Annotated in this window: 13 protein-coding genes and 5 pseudogenes; 10 read left to right on the top strand and 8 right to left on the bottom strand. The window is 52.6% G+C overall.

From position 1 onward, the window contains the following. Positions 1-10 precede the first annotated feature (10 nt). The 3 genes and pseudogenes from L1889_RS19410 to L1889_RS00980 all read left to right on the top strand — a co-directional run bounded on the left by L1889_RS19410 (position 11) and on the right by L1889_RS00980 (position 1777). A pseudogene (locus L1889_RS19410) lies at positions 11-603 on the top strand (YqgE/AlgH family protein). Beyond that, positions 596-1006: a Holliday junction resolvase RuvX gene (gene ruvX, locus L1889_RS00985; RefSeq protein WP_238663486.1), complete on the top strand. Its 411-nt coding sequence runs from the start codon at positions 596-598 to the stop codon at positions 1004-1006. Before L1889_RS19410 ends, ruvX begins: the two are co-directional and overlap by 8 nt. 27 nt (positions 1007-1033) lie before the next feature. Then, entirely contained in the window at positions 1034-1777 is a 744-nt protein-coding gene (locus tag L1889_RS00980) for a lysophospholipid acyltransferase family protein (RefSeq protein ID WP_238663485.1), read from the top strand. Here L1889_RS00980 and L1889_RS00975 read toward each other — a convergent pair. The 8 genes and pseudogenes from L1889_RS00975 to mpl form a co-directional block, all read right to left on the bottom strand. Beyond that, a complete protein-coding gene (locus tag L1889_RS00975; protein ID WP_308217574.1) occupies positions 1659-2633 on the bottom strand; it encodes a symmetrical bis(5'-nucleosyl)-tetraphosphatase in 975 nt (324 codons plus the stop codon). The two genes, L1889_RS00980 and L1889_RS00975, sit on opposite strands and share 119 nt — an antisense overlap. Next, a pseudogene (gene lptG / locus L1889_RS00970) lies at positions 2634-3796 on the bottom strand (LPS export ABC transporter permease LptG). It abuts the gene before it with no gap. A gap of 68 nt (positions 3797-3864) precedes the next feature. Beyond that, positions 3865-4594: pseudogene (gene mtgA / locus L1889_RS00965) on the bottom strand (monofunctional biosynthetic peptidoglycan transglycosylase). Next, positions 4594-5448 (bottom strand): shikimate dehydrogenase, encoded by an 855-nt coding sequence (aroE, locus tag L1889_RS00960; protein WP_238663621.1) that lies wholly within the window; start codon positions 5446-5448, stop codon positions 4594-4596. Before aroE ends, mtgA begins: the two are co-directional and overlap by 1 nt. Beyond that, positions 5439-6314 (bottom strand): TonB family protein, encoded by an 876-nt coding sequence (locus L1889_RS00955; RefSeq protein ID WP_238663484.1) that lies wholly within the window; start codon positions 6312-6314, stop codon positions 5439-5441. Before L1889_RS00955 ends, aroE begins: the two co-directional genes overlap by 10 nt. Positions 6315-6316: 2 nt before the next feature. Beyond that, positions 6317-8210, bottom strand: a pseudogene (locus L1889_RS00950) (ribonuclease catalytic domain-containing protein). Positions 8211-8268: 58 nt separating this feature from the next. Further along, on the bottom strand, positions 8269-8871 hold the full coding sequence (locus L1889_RS00945; protein WP_238663483.1) for a YqiA/YcfP family alpha/beta fold hydrolase: 603 nt from the start codon (positions 8869-8871) through the stop codon (positions 8269-8271). Positions 8872-8883: 12 nt separating this feature from the next. Continuing rightward, positions 8884-10257 (bottom strand): UDP-N-acetylmuramate:L-alanyl-gamma-D-glutamyl-meso-diaminopimelate ligase, encoded by a 1374-nt coding sequence (gene mpl / locus L1889_RS00940; RefSeq protein WP_238663482.1) that lies wholly within the window; start codon positions 10255-10257, stop codon positions 8884-8886. 106 nt (positions 10258-10363) lie between these two features. On the opposite strand from mpl, the gene L1889_RS00935 reads away from it, so the two are divergent. The 7 genes and pseudogenes from L1889_RS00935 (at position 10364) to L1889_RS00900 (ending at position 16720) form a co-directional block, all read left to right on the top strand. Continuing rightward, positions 10364-10867, top strand: a complete 504-nt coding sequence (locus L1889_RS00935) for a TlpA family protein disulfide reductase (protein ID WP_238663481.1) — start codon at positions 10364-10366, stop codon at positions 10865-10867. A 168-nt stretch (positions 10868-11035) separates the two neighbouring features. Further along, positions 11036-11470, top strand: a complete 435-nt coding sequence (aroQ, locus tag L1889_RS00930) for a type II 3-dehydroquinate dehydratase (protein ID WP_238663480.1) — start codon at positions 11036-11038, stop codon at positions 11468-11470. A gap of 85 nt (positions 11471-11555) precedes the next feature. Then, positions 11556-12005 carry an acetyl-CoA carboxylase biotin carboxyl carrier protein gene (accB, locus tag L1889_RS00925; protein WP_238663479.1) on the top strand — a complete coding sequence of 150 codons (450 nt, stop codon included), beginning with the start codon at positions 11556-11558 and terminating at the stop codon, positions 12003-12005. Positions 12006-12009: 4 nt separating this feature from the next. Beyond that, positions 12010-13355: pseudogene (accC, locus tag L1889_RS18660) on the top strand (acetyl-CoA carboxylase biotin carboxylase subunit). Between the two features lie 64 nt (positions 13356-13419). Then, positions 13420-14349 (top strand): 50S ribosomal protein L11 methyltransferase, encoded by a 930-nt coding sequence (gene prmA, locus L1889_RS00910; protein ID WP_238663476.1) that lies wholly within the window; start codon positions 13420-13422, stop codon positions 14347-14349. 20 nt (positions 14350-14369) lie between these two features. Next, a complete protein-coding gene (locus tag L1889_RS00905) occupies positions 14370-15770 on the top strand; it encodes a zinc-ribbon and DUF3426 domain-containing protein (RefSeq protein WP_238663475.1) in 1401 nt (466 codons plus the stop codon). Between the two features lie 8 nt (positions 15771-15778). Next, complete coding sequence (locus L1889_RS00900; RefSeq protein ID WP_238663474.1) at positions 15779-16720, top strand: carbohydrate kinase family protein; 942 nt, start codon at positions 15779-15781, stop codon at positions 16718-16720. The last annotated feature ends 16 nt before the right edge of the window (positions 16721-16736 follow it).

The following is a 16736-nucleotide window of genomic DNA, read 5'->3' as shown; positions in this document are numbered from 1 at the left end:
AGAACATGACATGACTAATCAAGATAATCTGTCTGGAGCGCCGGTACGAGTCGATTTTTCAAGACAGCTTTTAGTAGCAATGCCAGGCATGGTGTCTGGCAGTCTTGCTGATACCGTTATCTATATTTGCGAGCACAACGAGAACGGTGCCCTGGGGGTGGTCATTAATCGGCCTACTGACCTTACTGTGGGTGGCTTGCTTGAACGTATCGAGCTCGAGTTATCGCTTGAGATTGGTGTGCGTCAAAAAGAGGCTGTTTTTTTGGCGGACCCGTGCAAACCGATCGGGGCTTTGTTTTGCATGCACCCGTTGGACAATACAATTCAAGCATCGGCCTTGGAGACGTAGCGCTGACGACTTCACGCGATGTCTTGCAAGAGGTCGCAGCAGGAGCAGGTCCAGAGCAACTGCTTATTACATTGGGCTATGCGGGTTGGGGGGCGGGTCAGCTCGAAGAAGAGATGGCGCAAAACGCGTGGCTGCATGTAGAGTCCAATAACGATATCTTGTTTAGCGTACCAGCCTCCGAGCGATATCAGGCGGCCTTGGCGCAATTGGGTATTGATCCTATCATGCTCACTGGTTCGGCAGGGCATGCCTGAGTTAACCCTTTTAGCCTTTGATTACGGCTTGAAAAAGATTGGCGTGGCTATAGGCAATACCCTGACCTGTCACGCCCGTCCCTTATGTATTCTCAAGCCCGTAACCAGACAGCAGCGTTTTGAGGCGATTTCACTTTTGATCCACGAGTGGCAGCCCGATAAAATTATTGTAGGCCTGCCGCTTACCACCGAAGGCGGCGAACAGTACGCTTCAATGCGGTGCAGGCGCTTTGCCAATCAATTGTATGGGCGCTACGGGCTCGATGTTGAGCTGGTGGATGAACGCGGCTCCAGTATTGAAGCGCAGGACATTCTGGCTAATAACGATGACGACGATGCTGTAGCGGCAGCCGTGATATTACAGCGTTGGCTGGATACGCAGGCGGACTTGCCAACACCTTAATAAAAAATAAAACATGGCGAGTAAGTCTTGAGCATATTACGTTTTTGCTGGCGTGCGATCTGGATGCTGTTGTGGCTGCTGGTTGGCCTTTTTTCGGTTGCTTGCCTGCTACCTCTCATGGGGCCGAAGGCGAGGCAATGGATGGTGAGGCATTGCTCTTCATTGCTAATGCTGCTGTGCGGTGTGCAAACCCGCGTGATCGGCGAGCCTGCGAGGGTAGGGGCGGTGCTTTGGGTAGCTAACCATATTTCCTGGCTGGATATATTTGTGCTGAATCGGGTTCGTGCGACCTGCTTTGTCGCAAAAAGCGATATTCGTCACTGGCCGGTCATTGGCTGGCTGGTGGCTGGTGCCGGGACCGTGTTCATTGAACGGTCTCAGCGTCACGCCATAAAAGGGGTAAGCCAGCAGATGGACCAGCGTTTCAGACGGGGCGAAGCCGTTGGGCTCTTCCCTGAAAGCACGACTTCAGAGGGGCTTAATGTACGACCCTTTCATGCAGGCCTGTTTGAAGCAGCCATTGCAGGCAATGTTGATATTCAGCCTGTAGCCCTGCGTTTTTATCAGCATGGCGAACGCACTGTGCGTTTTGCTTTTGTTGGCGATCAGAGCTTGATGGGAAACCTGTGGACTTTGCTGTCCAGTCGCGGCGTCAGTGTTGAGTGCGAGTTTCTGGATCGTATTCCTGCAGGGCAATGTGCAGCAATTGGCCGCAGTAATTGTGCAGATCTTGCCTATCAGGCTGTGCGTCAAGCGGTAGAGCAGCCTTAGCCCATGGTTTTTTTGCGCCTGGAGTCAGTGGCGCAGGTTCCTGACTATTGACTTGCACAATACGGCGGTCGGGCAGTCGCATGGCACTGAGCTGACCACCCCACACGCAGCCAGTATCAAGGCAGACCGCGTCCTCGCTGACAAACAATCCCAGCGTAGACCAGTGTCCGAATACGACCGGAAGGGTGGGTTGTCGTTGCGGCATGTCGTACCAGGCGGTGTGTCCTTCCAGGCCATCAGGAGCGCCCTTGTGGGCGAAGTTCATGCGGCCATCGCTGTAGCAGGCGCGCATGCGGGTGAGGGCGTTGATAACGGCTCTGTGGCGGTCTGCGCCCTTGAGATCATCGCTCCATCGATCCGGTAAATTGCCAAAGAGCTCGCCTACCTGATGTTTCCAGTTGGCCCCTTGCAGAATGCTTTCAACTTCCGACGAGAGTTCAAGGCAGCGCTGTGTTGTCCATTCGGGAGCGACCCCGGCGTGCACAATAAGATGCTCATGCAAGACAGTACTTAGGGGGCGATGCCGCAGCCATTCAATAAGCTCATCACGATCAGGAGCGTTCAGTATTTCCTGGGCTGTATCTGACTTCCCGAGCTTGCGCACACCAGCGGCCAGGCCCAATAAATGAATGTCATGATTACCCAACAGGCTGATGGCCTTATCGCCCAGGCTTTTTATGTGACGCAAGCAAGCTAATGACTCAGGGCCTCGGTTGATAAGGTCGCCGGCAAAGCAAAATTTGGCGCTTGGGTCTTGCGTCAGTTCGGGGTGTTCCAGCAATGCCTTTAGACTATCGAAGCAGCCTTGCACATCTCCAATTACCCACACTGGAGCGTGTTTCTGTGTGTATGTCATTCAGGTCGCCGAAATTCTGGTTTGCCTACGTTTGAATAAATGCTGATTCTCCATGAGCAGCAGTGCAATCAAGGCAGCTGCGAGAGCAATCAGGTTAGGGCCTAAAGCGGTGACCCACGGTGCCCATTTACTAAGGGTGCCAACGTTCAAGGCCATCTGATTGGCCATGAAAAAGCCTACACCTATTAAGATCCCTGCAAAAACCTTGGTTCCCACACCGCCTCGGCGGGTTTGCAGAAAGCTGATAGGCGCGGCGATGGTCATCATCACTAAAAGGGTGAAAGGATATGCCACCTTACGCCACAGGGCGACCAACTGGCGGTCGGCTTGAAGATGATTCGCCTTCAGGTATCCGATGTAATCCCACAGATCTGATGCAGACATGCGTTCGGGAGTCAGTATGCGCGCGATCAGACGTTCGGCGGTCAGAGAGGTGGTGATGACCAGCGTGGCAGGATTGCTAAGCACGGTAAGGGGCTGCTCGGGCGCTTGGGCGTTGTCGAGTGCTTCGATAGCTTTTTTATCGATGTTGATCACCGACACGTCGTTGAGTGTGAGTCCACCGGCCTGAAACGTACCTGAGGGTGCTTGAATCATTGACGCCAGTTCCTGGCCTTCCCTGAACTCCAGTACCGAAATATCACTTACGTTACCGCTTCCCTGAAGGCTGGCGATATTGATGATACGTGTGCCATTGGTGACAGTGTTCTCTTTGAACCAGTAGCCGCTGTTCAGCCTTCCGCCTCCTGATCGGCCCAGCAGCGACAGGCTGGCTTCACTGGACTTGATCTCGGCTGCTGGCGCCACATATTCGGACAGCAGAAAGGCCCCTGCCATCAGCGGGATGGTGATGAGCCACAGCATACCGAGTAACCCCAGGCCGCTTACGCCAGACACTCGTAAAATTACCAGTTCGTTGCGCTGGGCCAGCCCAGCCAAAGCCAGAACGGCACCAATTAAGAGTCCGATAGGCAGTAGCTCGTAAAGCCGGGTCGGTAATTGGAGGGCTTCCAAATAAAACAGATTGATCAGCGTGAAGCTATCATTTACTTTGTCCAGCTCTTCGATCAACGCAAAAAGGTAAACAGCCCCAGCAGTGCCAAGAGCACAACGGCGCTTGAACGATAGATTTCTGAAGCAAGATAGCGGCGAGCTGTGCGCATAAGATAAAGCAGTACGTAAGCAGAGTTCTTGAAAAATTAACGCATAACAGGGTTAGGCGATAAAAACGTTAGGGTATAGCGACCTGGCGCATCCGTTGCTGAATTGTAGAGGTACGGGAGCGTAAGTACGAGGTTGATCGGTTTTTATCATAAAAAGTAGGGTTTGGAAGCATCGCTGCCAGATTAGCCGCCTGCCGCGTACTTAGCTGCCCTGCACTGACCTTAAAGTAATGGCGTGCTGCGGCTTCTGCGCCAAAGGGGTTTCCCCCACTGAGCCACGTTCAGGTACAGTTCAAGAATACGCTCTTTGCTCATGACGGATTCAATCATGTAGGTAAGTGCCAGCTCCTGGCCTTTGCGGAAATAGCTTCGCGACTCTGAAAGAAACAGATTTTTTGCCAATTGCTGGGTAATGGTTGATCCGCCACGCCGGCGAGCCGAACCCTGACCTGCCTGCTTGCGGTTGTACGCCAGTGCCTGTCGTATAGCTTCCCACTCGACGCCTGTGTGCATCATAAAGTTCGCGTCTTCTGACGCGATGACAGCCCGTTTCAGATGATTGCTGATGTGCTCATAGTCTACCCACTTATGCCGGATGGCGGCTTTGGGGTCTTCTGCCCGAAGTTCTGCGATAGCGTGACGCATAAAAGCACTTGATCGCGGGTTCTGCACGCTATACCAGCACACCATTACAAATAACATCAGTTGGTATAACAGCAGAAGTATTAAGGGAAACAGGATTAATACAGCTACAACTTTACGCCTGTTTACGCGTCGAGAGGGTAGGGCCTGTACCATTAGCTGACCTTTAAGACGTTCCTTAGCTCATCGAGGACCGCATCGGTTTCCGGAAGTACACCATGCCATATTTGGAAACTGATGGCTGCCTGCCCCACCAGCATGCCCAGCCCGTCAGCCTGGCAGCCTGCCCCCAAAGCACGGCTCTGTGTCATAAAAGCAGTGGGTTCGGAGCCATAGACCATGTCATAAGCGAGCGAGCGTTCGCTAAACTGCAGCCCTTCCAATGAAGGAGCCTGGCTTGAAAGACTGGCAGAGGTGGCATTGATGACAATGTCCCATACACCATCCAGGTCATTGAGTGAGCCTGCGCTAAGTCGCGAGCGATATTCAGGCCGGAAAGCCAATAAGTCGGCCACCAGGAGCCTCGCCCGTTCAGGAGTGCGATTGAGTACACGTAGTTCTTTGCATTGCGCCTCCAGCACGGGAAGCAGGCAGCCGCGAGCGGCGCCACCTGCCCCGACCATGAGCACGCGGCTTTTCTCCGGGTTAAAGCCCAGCCGCAATAAATCACTGAGCAGCCCCATACCATCGCTATTGCATCCATGAATGACACCGTCATCGACCCACAGGGTATTGACGGCAGCAGCCAGTTGAGCGCGCGCCGAAAGATTCGACCGGGCCAGGTGGTAGGCATCCTCCTTGAATGGCACAGTGACATTTAGCCCCAGGCCTCCTTGTTCAAAGAATCGCTCAGCATAGGTAGTGAAGGCATCCACAGGTGCCAGAATCCGCTCATACACTAAGTTGATGCCGCACTGCCTGGCAAAGGCTTGGTGGATGGAAGGCGAACGACTATGCGAAATGGGGTTGCCTATAACGGCGTATCGTTTTTGCGAGGTACTCATGGTGATTCGGTAATTAACAATTGCTGATTAAAGTTCCAGGTGCGCGTGATCGCGAGCACATCACCTTGTTTGGCAAGTTCTGGTGGAAAAGGAGCAAAAGGCGCCGCAAGATTGACAACACGTTGGGCAGTTATTGTAAACAAGGGGTCTTCAGCGCCTTGATGAATAGCGATTTTTTCAAGAGATCCGTCATGGCGTATATATACCGTCAATTGCACGGTACCGGAGCGTCGGCCTCGTGCTTGCTCAGGATAGAGCTCGGTTCCCAGCGCTTCAATTTTGGCTCGCCAGCTCTCGATGTAGCTGGCTGCCGGGGATTGATGTGCCGAAGGACCTTCAAATATATAGCGAGGTTGCTGGTTATACCGTTGAATTGACGAGCGTAATGCATGCAGCGAGTGCTGGGTGGAGGGAGTCTGTGCTAATTGCCAGTCTTCTTGCTGATCCTGCGAGTGTTCATTGTGCTCTTCAACCGCCTGCTGATGGGGCCGGGTGTCCCACTCTGACTCCAGCTGGTGGAGCAATTGCTGTTGCTGCTGCTCAAGTTGTACCTGTCGTTTTTGCAACGCGATCAATACCAATTGATCTGGTGTGGGCATATCTGTAGCCGGAACCGGGGAGCTTCGTAGGCCCTGGGTATCTTCGCCTCCGCCATCCGCTTGCCATTGCGCCAGTAGCCGGGCCTGGAGAGGCGCTGACTCGGTGCTGAAATTAAGCAGGGCGACATCAACGGAGGCGTTCTGATCGGGCGTAGACGTTGCTGTGGGCCACCACCAGGCAACACCGGCATGAAGCGCCGCTGAAATGGCTACTGCCCACCACAAGTAGTCGCGTTGGCGGCGGAACCAGGATGAAGAGGGCAGAGTCAGCATGATCAGGAAACGGGTGTCTCGACTACCTCGTGGAGACGGCAGTCGATGTCCAGACTGAGTTCGTCCATGCCCAGTATGTCCAGAAGCACGACTTGTCCTCGCGGTAATTCACCCATTCCGCCCACGCGCGTAACCAGCGGCGCATTATTAAAGCGCACCAGATCTTCCTTGATGACGGTGGCTTCAACGCGGCTAATGTTCTGTTGTTGTAGCCAGCGTAGGCACCAGTATCGTTCTATGGTGTTTTGAAAATCGTTCCAGGCGGAATACTGGGCGTCGAAGGCACCGATAATGGCATACAGATCGGCGTCTTTAGGCTTAAAGGGCGCCACCAGGCGGGCAGACACACCATGCTCGGCCGCGGCGATGATTTGCCATTGGTTGACCAGATCGACATAGCGGCGCAACGGCGAGGTAGACCATGAATATTGCGGTACGCCAATACTTTCATGGGGCGCAGGGTGCGTGGACATACGAGTACGCATGGCTTGCTGCGAGCGGTAGATGCCTGGAACCCCGTGCTGTGCCAAAAGACCGCCCCAAGAGCTATTGGCCAAAATCATATACTCAGCCGTCAGCAGCCCCAGTGGAGCATTGCGTACACGTGGAATCAGATTCAGCACGCTATCGGGGTCATCTGCCGGGCCTTGTAGCTCAAAGGCGTATTCAACACGGTTGTTGTATTCGGGCTTGCCACGAACCTCTTCGCGTTTTTCGGCCAGCTTTCTGGAGAATTGCCACAGGGGACGCAACCACTCTGCATAAGGTAGATCGACGGAAGCGTCTTCGAGCGATTCTATGGTGACAAAAGGGTCAAGTTCGCATTGAACAATATTTTTAACTACGTTGATGCGTTCAAGCCTGGTCACGGTGCTGAAGATCTCACCTGTGCTTAGGCTACCTTCAACATATAACGATAAGGCCGGGCGCTCCTTGCCCTCAACCAATGAAAAGCGCTCAACGAACTCGTGGGGCAGCATGGGGATTTTTTGGCCGGGCATGTACACGGTGGACATGCGTTTGCGCGCCAGTTCGTCGAACTCATTATCGCGCTGGACGGCAAGGCCGGGTGTGGCTATGTGTATGCCAACGCGAACTCGATCTTCGTCGAGCATGGACACAGATAATGCATCGTCGATTTCGATGGTGCTGGCGTCGTCTACTGAATAGGCTGCGACATCGGCCAAGGGCAGATCGCTGCCATACTCTTCCAGGGAGACAGGGGGAAATCGATGCCCCGCGGAAAGTACTGGGACAGAAAACGGTGGCGATGCAGGGCCAGGGGACTTGACCAGGCGTTTAGCTTGAGCAAAAGTTTTTCAGGGCTGAGACCAGACTGGGTAACGGCGGAGTCAAAGGCCTTCCACTCCAGGGTGTTCTTATCTGGCGATATTAAAAGAGTGTCGGCAACCGCTGCAATTTCTGCAGGAAGCTCGCCATCCAGCATGGCTTGTGTCCATGTCTGTTGCTTGAGCTCTTGCAGGCGTTTTTTTCTATCGCAGCAAGTGCCGCCTGTAATATCTCAGGAGGGGCAGGGCGATACAAGCCCCGGCCGCGACGATGGAAATAAGCGGGCGCAGCATGCAGCGCAAAAATGACGCCGGTTTTTTCTACTGCATTAGGTGCATGGCCGAAGTAGTCGGCAGCAAATTCGGTTGCCTGGAATTCGTCTTGAGGAGCGCATTCCCATAAGAAGTCGATATCCAGCGTTTGAGCCAGCTCTTCTGCCTTTTCCAGAAGCTGGGCAGGTTCGGGCTGCTCAAACTCGAAAAATACGGTGTTCTTCTTGATTTTGCTGCGTTTGCCACTGGCTGACTCAACCTGCATGGTGCTGTCTGAGTCAGAGAATATTTTTTCGGCTTTAAATTTACCGCTGTCTTCGAAGAGGACGTACATAAAGTTCCCATAGGGTTCCGGCTAGGCGGTATACAGCCCTGCCGGTGGAGTGTTCTGCTTAGCGTGAGTTGTGCGCGCCCTTGGCACCTAGCACAAAGTCGATGATTTCTGGTTGAAAAGAGGCGAAATCAGAAATGCTGTGATCGCCACCCTCGATAATTCGTCCTTGGCTGCCTTCATACCAGGTAGCCATTTCTTCCCAGTCTAGGACTTCGTCGCCGGTGCAAGCCAACAGGTAGTAGCGTTGCGGATCGGCGGGTCTGGGTGTGGCCAGGGCAGCCAGTTCGTCAAGGTAATAGTTGAGAAAATAAAAAGGCGTGTCGCTGTGGTAATGCTCGTGTTCGCCAACATGTTGCATAAGGTCGCGAGCGGCATACACGACAGGGTTTAGTAAAACGCAGCGCGCCTGATAGTGTTCCGCCAAAAAATTGGCATAGTAGCCACCGAGCGACGAGCCGATCAGTATGAGCTCTGACTGAGCATTATGGCGCTGATGCCGGGTAATTAGCTGCTGGCATAAAGCAATGGACTCTGCAGGGCTGGCAGGCAATTGCGGACATACCCACTCGTGCTCAAGCCCCAGGCCCTGGAAAGCTGCCGCCAGCGATCGGGCCTTGTATGAAGCGGGAGAAGAGCGAAAGCCGTGCAAGTATAAAATCATAGAATAGCCATTTTATAACGTGGCAGTTGTTGCCAACGCATCCAATAACTTTAGGTGAACACCGCCAAAGCTGCCATTACTCATTACGATGATGTGGTCACCCTGTTGGGCCTGTGCGACGATCGCACTCACCATGGCATCCAGATCATGCCAAGCTGTTGCCCTGTCTCCCATAGGCGCGAGTACCTCAGCGGCATCCCAGCCTAAGGCATGCTTGCCTTCCTGCTCACCAAAGCAAAAACACAAATCAGCCTCACTCAGGGCCTCGGGCAGCCGTTTGGCCATGGCACCCAGCTTCATTGTATTAGAGCGCGGCTCAAGGACTGCCAGGATACGCTTGCTGCCTATGCGTTTGCGTACACCCTCTAATGTAAGGGCGATGGCGGTAGGGTGGTGGGCGAAATCGTCGTACACCTTAACACCCGCAGCCTCGCCGCGTAACTCCATGCGGCGCTTGATGCCCTTGAAGTTCGAAAGGGCGTCACACGCCACAGCCGCGGAGACGCCGAACACATCCGCTGCTGCGAGCGCCGCTAGTGCATTATGAGTATTGTGAGTACCGCTTAAGTTCCACGCTATGGTAGCAACGGTTTTCCTGGCGTGCATAACTTGGAGCGTCCCGGCTTCGGATTCAACCGCTTGCCAGTCACCGTCAGGGCCCACACTGACCGTTGGTGTCCAGCAGCCTTGCGCCAGTGCGCTATCAATGTTGGGGTCATCGCTGGGCTTGATAATGCGGCCAGTGTCGGGGATGGTGCGTACCAAATGGTGAAACTGGGTCTGGATGGCAGCCAAATCAGTAAAGATATCGGCATGATCAAATTCGAGGTTGTTCAGTATGGCGGTACGAGGCCGATAGTGTACAAACTTCGAGCGCTTGTCAAAAAACGCCGTATCGTACTCGTCGGCTTCAATAACAAATAGTTTTTGAGCAGGATCATAGCGGGCAGACAAGCCCAGGTCCGGGGCAATTCCACCGATCAGGAAGTTTGGTTTTAAGCCTGCGTATTCCAGAATCCAGGCCAGCATTGAGCTGGTGGTGGTTTTACCGTGAGTTCCCGCCACCGCAATCACATGCTGACCCTGCAAAATATGTTCACCCAACCATTGCGGTCCCGAAATATAGGGCAGGCCCTGGCGCAGGATTTCTTCCATCAGGGGATTTCCACGCGATACAACATTCCCTACCACAAATAAATCAGGCTGTAGTGAAACCTGCTCTGCGTCAAAGCCCTCTATAAGAGTGATGCCTTGTTCCTCAAGCTGAGTGCTCATGGGCGGATACACCCCCGCATCGCAACCTGTAACCGTTAAACCTGCCGAACGTGCAATTACGGCGAGACCGCCCATAAATGTGCCGCAGATGCCTAATATATGTATGTGCATGACAATCCTCCGGCAGCCATTTTAGTCAGATATTTAGCTAAGGCGTAAAAAGGGCTATTAATAGCGATGCTATGATGCACCAACTATGTTTTTTTCGGGTCGAAGTATGAGTCGCCGCAGTTTCTTGCGTCAGGGCCTCAGCACCGCATTCGTGCTGGGCGTTTCTGGCTTTACACCAATTTCCAGTGCGAGCTTTTTGCCAGCCGATCCTTTTTTTGGACTGTCTTTCAAAGACCTTGCCGGTGACGAGCAGCCTCTGTCATCTTACTTGGGTAAGCCAGTTGTGCTGAACTTTTGGGCTACATGGTGTGCTCCGTGTGTAGAAGAAATGCCCGATCTTGACGTATTAAGCCAGCAGTTTCCAGAGATTGGTTTTTTAGGACTAGCTGTAGATACGTCTCGCAATGTCGAGAAATTTTTGAAAAAAGTACCCGTGCAGTACCCGGTATTGATTGCGGGCCATGCGGGGGTGGAGCACATGCGAAATCTGGGAAATAAAAAAGGTGGTTTGCCTTTTACGGTGGTTTTTAATCGCAACGGGCGAATAGTGCATCGAATCCTGGGGCAGATTAGTGCTGACGATCTCCAGGCGAAATTGTCTTCGCTGTGAAGCCTTAGTCTCACGCCTGGTGCTTGTTATTAGCAGCTAATCAAGGCTTAAATATGGCTAATCGTACCGAATATGTGCGAAACTCAATGACCTTTCTAAAGTGGCTTTTATAGACAACAGCCGTTTTTTGGCGTAAAAAGGCGGTCTGTCTTCACGAAATACATAAACATGGCGCAAAACATACTGGTGCTGCATGGCCCTAACCTGAATTTGCTCGGTACGCGCGAGCCTGATGTCTATGGACATCAGACGCTGGCGGATATCAACGAGCATTTACAGGTCGTGGCATCGGCGTCGGGTGCACAGTGCCTGGCCTATCAAAGCAATCACGAAGGCGAGCTTGTCGATCGAATTCAAGCTTCAGCTCGCGACAATACCGACTACATCATTATTAACGCGGGTGCCTATACTCATACGAGTGTGGCGATCCGTGATGCATTGGCAGCGGTACGTATACCTTTCGTCGAAGTACACCTTTCAAATGTATATCAGCGGGAAACCTTTCGTCATCACTCTTATTTGTCGGCGATAGCAAAGGGCGTTATTGTGGGTCTGGGTGCTTATGGTTACGAAGCGGCGTTGCGCTTTGCACTTGCACAGTAGGCTTTGCAATACCTTTCCAATTTGACCAATTTCTTTATAGCACCGACTCGATATCTTGATTGGAGCGGTGCGGCAGGAAGCATGCATGGATCTCAGAAAACTTAAAACCCTTATCGACCTGGTAGCAGAGTCCGACATTTCCGAACTCGAAGTCACTGAAGGGGATGGTAAGGTTCGGATTGTTAAGTCCTCTCCAGAGCCGCAACAAATGGTTTATGCAGCAGCGCCTCAGCCGGTCGCGGCCGCTCCATCGGCAGCTCCGGTAGCCGATGCGGCGCCAGCGGCTCCCGTTGCTCCTGCAGGGCACGCTGTTAAAGCCCCTATGGTCGGTACTTTCTACCGTGCGCCTAACCCCGGCGCGGCGCCTTTTGTCGAAGTTGGCCAAGCGGTCAAAGAAGGCGATGCCCTGTGCATTATCGAAGCGATGAAACTGCTCAACGAAATTGAAGCAGACAAGTCGGGTATTGTTAAAGAAATTCTGATCGAAAACGGCGAGCCTGTCGAGTTTGGTCAACCTTTATTTGTGATCGGCTAATTTCATGTTTGAAAAGATCCTAATCGCTAACCGGGGTGAAATTGCCCTGCGTATCCAACGCGCTTGTCGCGAAATGGGCATCAAGACGGTTGTGGTTCACTCAGAAGCTGATCGCGAAGCCAAGTACGTACGCTTGGCTGATGAGTCTGTATGTATCGGACCGGCTCCCGCGCGTGACAGCTACCTGAGCATGCCTGCCATTATTTCAGCCGCAGAAGTCACTGATGCTGAAGCCATTCATCCGGGCTATGGTTTTTTAGCCGAGAACGCTGATTTTGCTGAACGTGTAGAGAAAAGTGGTTTTGTCTTCATTGGCCCTCGACCAGAAACCATCCGTCTTATGGGTGACAAGGTTACAGCCAAGAAAACCATGATCGAAGCCGGTATACCGGTCGTGCCTGGCTCTGCGGGCGCACTTCCTGATGACCCCGACGAGATCATCAAGATCGCACGCGATATCGGCTATCCGGTCATTGTAAAAGCATCTGGCGGAGGCGGCGGCCGCGGTATGCGCGTCGTCTTCACGGAAGGCGCATTGTTAACGGCTGTCGCGACCACGCGTGCAGAAGCTGAAGCAGCGTTTAACAATCCCGAGCTCTACATGGAAAAGTATCTCGAAAACCCGCGTCACATTGAAATTCAGGTAATGGCCGACGGTGGGCGCAATGCGGTATGGCTGGGGAGCGAGACTGCTCAATGCAGCGGCGTCACCAGAAGGTCATCGAAGAAGCACCCGCTCCCGGCATCGCGCGTAAACTGATTGAACGTATTGGCGATCGTTGTGTTGAAGCCTGCCGCAAGCTGGGTTATCGCGGGGCCGGCACATTCGAGTTCCTCTACGAAAACGGTGAATTCTTCTTTATCGAGATGAATACGCGTATTCAGGTTGAACACACGATCACTGAAATGATCACTGGCATTGACCTGATCCAAGAGCAGATTAAGGTTGCTGCAGGCGAGAAATTCACCCTGCGCCAGCGTGATATCCGCTTTAATGGCCACTCAATCGAGTGTCGCATTAATGCTGAGGATGCTTTCAAGTTTACGCCTAGCCCGGGTAAGATCATTAAATGGCATACGCCGGGTGGACCAGGTATTCGTATGGACTCGCATGTCTATGCAGGCTACACGGTGCCCTCAAACTACGACTCCATGATCGCCAAGCTGATTTCCTATGGCGAGACCCGGGACCAGGCCATTGCCCGTATGGCTATCGCCTTATCTGAAATGATTGTTGAAGGTATCAGTACAAACATTCCGCTTCATCGGGAACTCATGCAAGATGCACGTTTTCGCGAAGGTGGAACCAGTATTCATTACCTGGAAGAAAAATTAGCACAGCGTCCTTAATACGACATGGCGTTAAAATAGAAAACAGGGGTTCATCCCCTGTTTTCTTTTATGGAATTTAAACATGCGTGAACTGGTGCTTCATTGTGATGAGCAACAGGCTGAAAGCCTGTCGGATGCTCTGCTTGAGTTAGGTGTATTGTCCGTATCGGTTGAAGATGCTGATGAGCATACCGAAAACGAACAGCCCCTGTTTGGCGAACCAGGCCTTGAGCCTGATGTATTTGCCTGGAGGCGTAATCGGGTAGTCGCATTATTGCCAGACGACTCTATCCCCGAGGTGATGATACGTCAGTTGCGCGAATGGGATATCGCTGATATTTCAGATGGCCACTGGGAAATCCGCGACGTGCCCGACAACGACTGGGTACGTCTGACCCAGGCCCAGTTTGGGCCGATGAAGGTTGGCGAGCGTGTGCTGATCGTTCCTAGCTGGCATCGCGACGATCCCGAGCTTCCTTCTGTTGCGGATACTGAAAACACTGCCTCGGGCCTTGTCCGCATCGAGCTTGACCCCGGCCTTGCCTTTGGCACTGGAAGCCATCCCACCACGCATTTATGCTTGAAATGGCTATCCAGCCATTTACCCAACAACAGCCATGTACTGGATTACGGTTGTGGATCGGGAATTTTGGCGATTGCTGCTAAAAAACTGGGCGCACAATCTGTGCGTGCTGTCGATATTGACGAACAGGCGGTGCTGGCGACGCAATATAATGCAGGCATGAACCGTGCGGTTCTTAACGCTACCTTGCCGGATGAACTTGAAGACGGCACTTACGATGTAGTCGTAGCAAATATTTTGTCTGGCCCTTTAAAAGTAATGGCTTCCATGCTTTGTAATCGAGTCGCGCCAAATGGCTGGCTGGTACTGTCGGGCATTCTTGAATGGCAAACCCAAGAGATGATTGACGCCTATGCACCTTGGCTGACATTGAAAGCATGGGACGAGCGCGAAGGCTGGGTTTGCCTTGCGGGTCAACGCCCCGAATAAATCCACACGAGTGCAGCATTATGGAACTCACTACTCAATGTCCACGTTGTAAAAGCAGGTTTTCCGCCAGCGTGGCCGATCTGCAGCGCCGTAAGGGTTTCATCCGTTGCGTCAACTGTGCGCATATTTTTGATGGCTTCGAAGAAGTAGTTCCTGACGACGAGCAAATACCTACCGAGCAAATACCTACCGAGCCATTACCGCCCGTGCTGCCTTCGCCGGTATCAGGCAGCGCAGAGCCTGTATGGCGGCAGCCACTCCAGTCAGAATCAGCAGAGCTCTCGGAACCGTTTGTACCTGACTCTGTGTGGAGTACTCAGGCTGACCCGTCCTCTACGGGGCCTGCCCATGTTTTGCATGATGCTACCCTGCGTGATCTGAAGATCACAGACGCAGAGCCTGATACAGCAGCGCCTTATATCGGATCTGACGATGACTTAAGTGCCTCAACAGAAGCTGATGAGCCCAGATTTTATGCTGATGTGCCTGGCGTGGTGCGTGCAGCAGAGCCGTTAATAGCGATCCGGTCTCAGCCCGACACTGCTCCGCAGGTAATACGCTCAGACCGGCGTCATTTTATTGCCCCCAGCGATGATGTAGAGCCCGCCTTAAACCTGACGGCGCACGACAATACTCCCGTCGTCGAGCATCCGCCAATAGCAGCAGCACCACCCCCACCTGCTGAGCATGAGTTACGGAGCCACGGCTATTCTGCGGCACTGGAAGATCTCACCGCCGACGAGCCGAAACTGTCCGTTGCGCAAGACGAGCCTTTGTTAAGTGACGATGGCTTCTATGTCTCGAATCGGGCAGATGATGACGAATTCGCTCACGATGCGATTCCTGCGCACCCCGGCACTATTTATGTCGATCCAGTGCTGAAACCCGACTTGGGTGACAATAGAGCCGACGCTCCTGAGTATTCTTTTTCGCAGCGGGCAGGTCGGCTATTTTGGATTATGGTCTTGGCGTTGCTCGCCGGGGTACTCATCTTGCAACTGCTGTATGTGTTCAGAAACCAGGTTGCTAACCAACTGCCGGTTACACGGCCGGCGCTGGAGTCCCTGTGCAATCAGCTGGGCTGCGAGGTCGCTTACGAGCGTCGCATCAATTACATACACATTGTTTCGTCGTCTCTGCAGCTACAAGCTGGAAGCGGGTCAGCACAAGACCTTTATAACCTGCGTATTCGACTGCGTAATGACTATAAGCGAAAGCAAGAGTGGCCTACGCTTATCGTGACGTTCAGCGATATATCCACGGCGGTGATATCGCGACTGGAAATCCCTCCGCAGCGTTATCTACGGCCTGAGCAATTACAGAACGCCTTTGGCGCGTTTGACGAAATAGAGTTCACCTTGCCTATTGATTCTCGTGGCAAGCGCATCAACGGCTACAAAATTGATAAATATTTTTCCTAGGTAAGTACATGTCTGAGCGTATTCTGGTTTGCGGTTCGTTGGCGTTTGATACCATTGCTGTATTCGATGGACATTTTAAAGAACATATTTTGTCCGACAGCGTAAAGTCGCTCAGCGTTTCATTTCTGGTTCCCAGCATGCGTAAAGAGTACGGAGGATGCGCAGGCAATATCTCGTATAACTTGAGCCTGCTGGGGGCGCATGCTGTACCGGTCGGTGCGGTGGGTATTGATGCCAACGACTATCTGCATTATTTGCGCGAACTCAATATCGACACTTCAATGGTGATGATAAAGGCAGATACCTTTTCGGCGCAGTGTTTCATTACTACAGATCTGGACGGCAATCAGATTGCCTCCTTTCATCCGGGCGCGATGAGTTTTTCCAGCGAGAACGACTTAACGGGTCAGGATGCAGCATGGGGCATTGTGGCTCCCGATTCCCGTGAAGGCATGTTTGCGAATGCTGAACGCTTACACGCGCAGGGAACACCTTTTGTGTTCGATTTAGGCCAGGCCATGCCTCTGTTCACGGGTGACGATCTGAATAAAATGCTGAATTTGGCACAAATACTGACGGCCAACGATTATGAGGGGCAGGTGATTGCTCAACGTACCGGAAAATCCATGGACGAGATTGCTGCGACTATGCAAGCAGTTGTAATTACACGTGGAGCAGAAGGTGCAACTTTATACACTGAAGGTACTCAAACACATATTGATGCTATACAGGTTTCCCAGCTGGCAGATCCTACCGGCTGCGGCGATTCCCATCGTGCAGGCTTATTGTACGGCTTAACAAAAGGTTGGAATCTTTACGAATCTTGTTGCCTTGGAAACGTGATGGGTAGTATTAAAATAGCCTCACAAGGCCCGCAAAATCACAAACCTTCCAAACGCGAGGTTAGCGAGCTACTTAAGCAGCATTACGGAATAGAACGTACGTTTTAATCTTGTGTAGGCTTAG

This window comes from Paenalcaligenes niemegkensis (genome assembly GCF_022230885.1).
GTDB classification, from domain to species: domain Bacteria; phylum Pseudomonadota; class Gammaproteobacteria; order Burkholderiales; family Burkholderiaceae_B; genus Paenalcaligenes; species Paenalcaligenes niemegkensis.
Note: the sequence above shows the minus strand (reverse complement) of the source record. Positions and strands in the feature narration are given on the sequence as shown.

Excerpts from the sequence above, each read along its gene's own strand:
- aroQ (WP_238663480.1), top strand. The coding sequence starts at position 11,036 with ATGGCGCAAAACATACTGGTGCTGCATGGCCCTAACCTGAATTTGCTC.
- mpl (WP_238663482.1), bottom strand. The coding sequence starts at position 10,257 with ATGCACATACATATATTAGGCATCTGCGGCACATTTATGGGCGGTCTC.
- prmA (WP_238663476.1), top strand. The coding sequence starts at position 13,420 with ATGCGTGAACTGGTGCTTCATTGTGATGAGCAACAGGCTGAAAGCCTG.
- L1889_RS00955 (WP_238663484.1), bottom strand. The coding sequence starts at position 6,314 with ATGCTGACTCTGCCCTCTTCATCCTGGTTCCGCCGCCAACGCGACTAC.
- L1889_RS00905 (WP_238663475.1), top strand. The coding sequence starts at position 14,370 with ATGGAACTCACTACTCAATGTCCACGTTGTAAAAGCAGGTTTTCCGCC.
- L1889_RS00900 (WP_238663474.1), top strand. The coding sequence starts at position 15,779 with ATGTCTGAGCGTATTCTGGTTTGCGGTTCGTTGGCGTTTGATACCATT.
- accB (WP_238663479.1), top strand. The coding sequence starts at position 11,556 with ATGGATCTCAGAAAACTTAAAACCCTTATCGACCTGGTAGCAGAGTCC.
- L1889_RS00935 (WP_238663481.1), top strand. The coding sequence starts at position 10,364 with ATGAGTCGCCGCAGTTTCTTGCGTCAGGGCCTCAGCACCGCATTCGTG.
- L1889_RS00945 (WP_238663483.1), bottom strand. The coding sequence starts at position 8,871 with ATGATTTTATACTTGCACGGCTTTCGCTCTTCTCCCGCTTCATACAAG.
- L1889_RS00975 (WP_308217574.1), bottom strand. The coding sequence starts at position 2,633 with ATGACATACACACAGAAACACGCTCCAGTGTGGGTAATTGGAGATGTG.
- ruvX (WP_238663486.1), top strand. The coding sequence starts at position 596 with ATGCCTGAGTTAACCCTTTTAGCCTTTGATTACGGCTTGAAAAAGATT.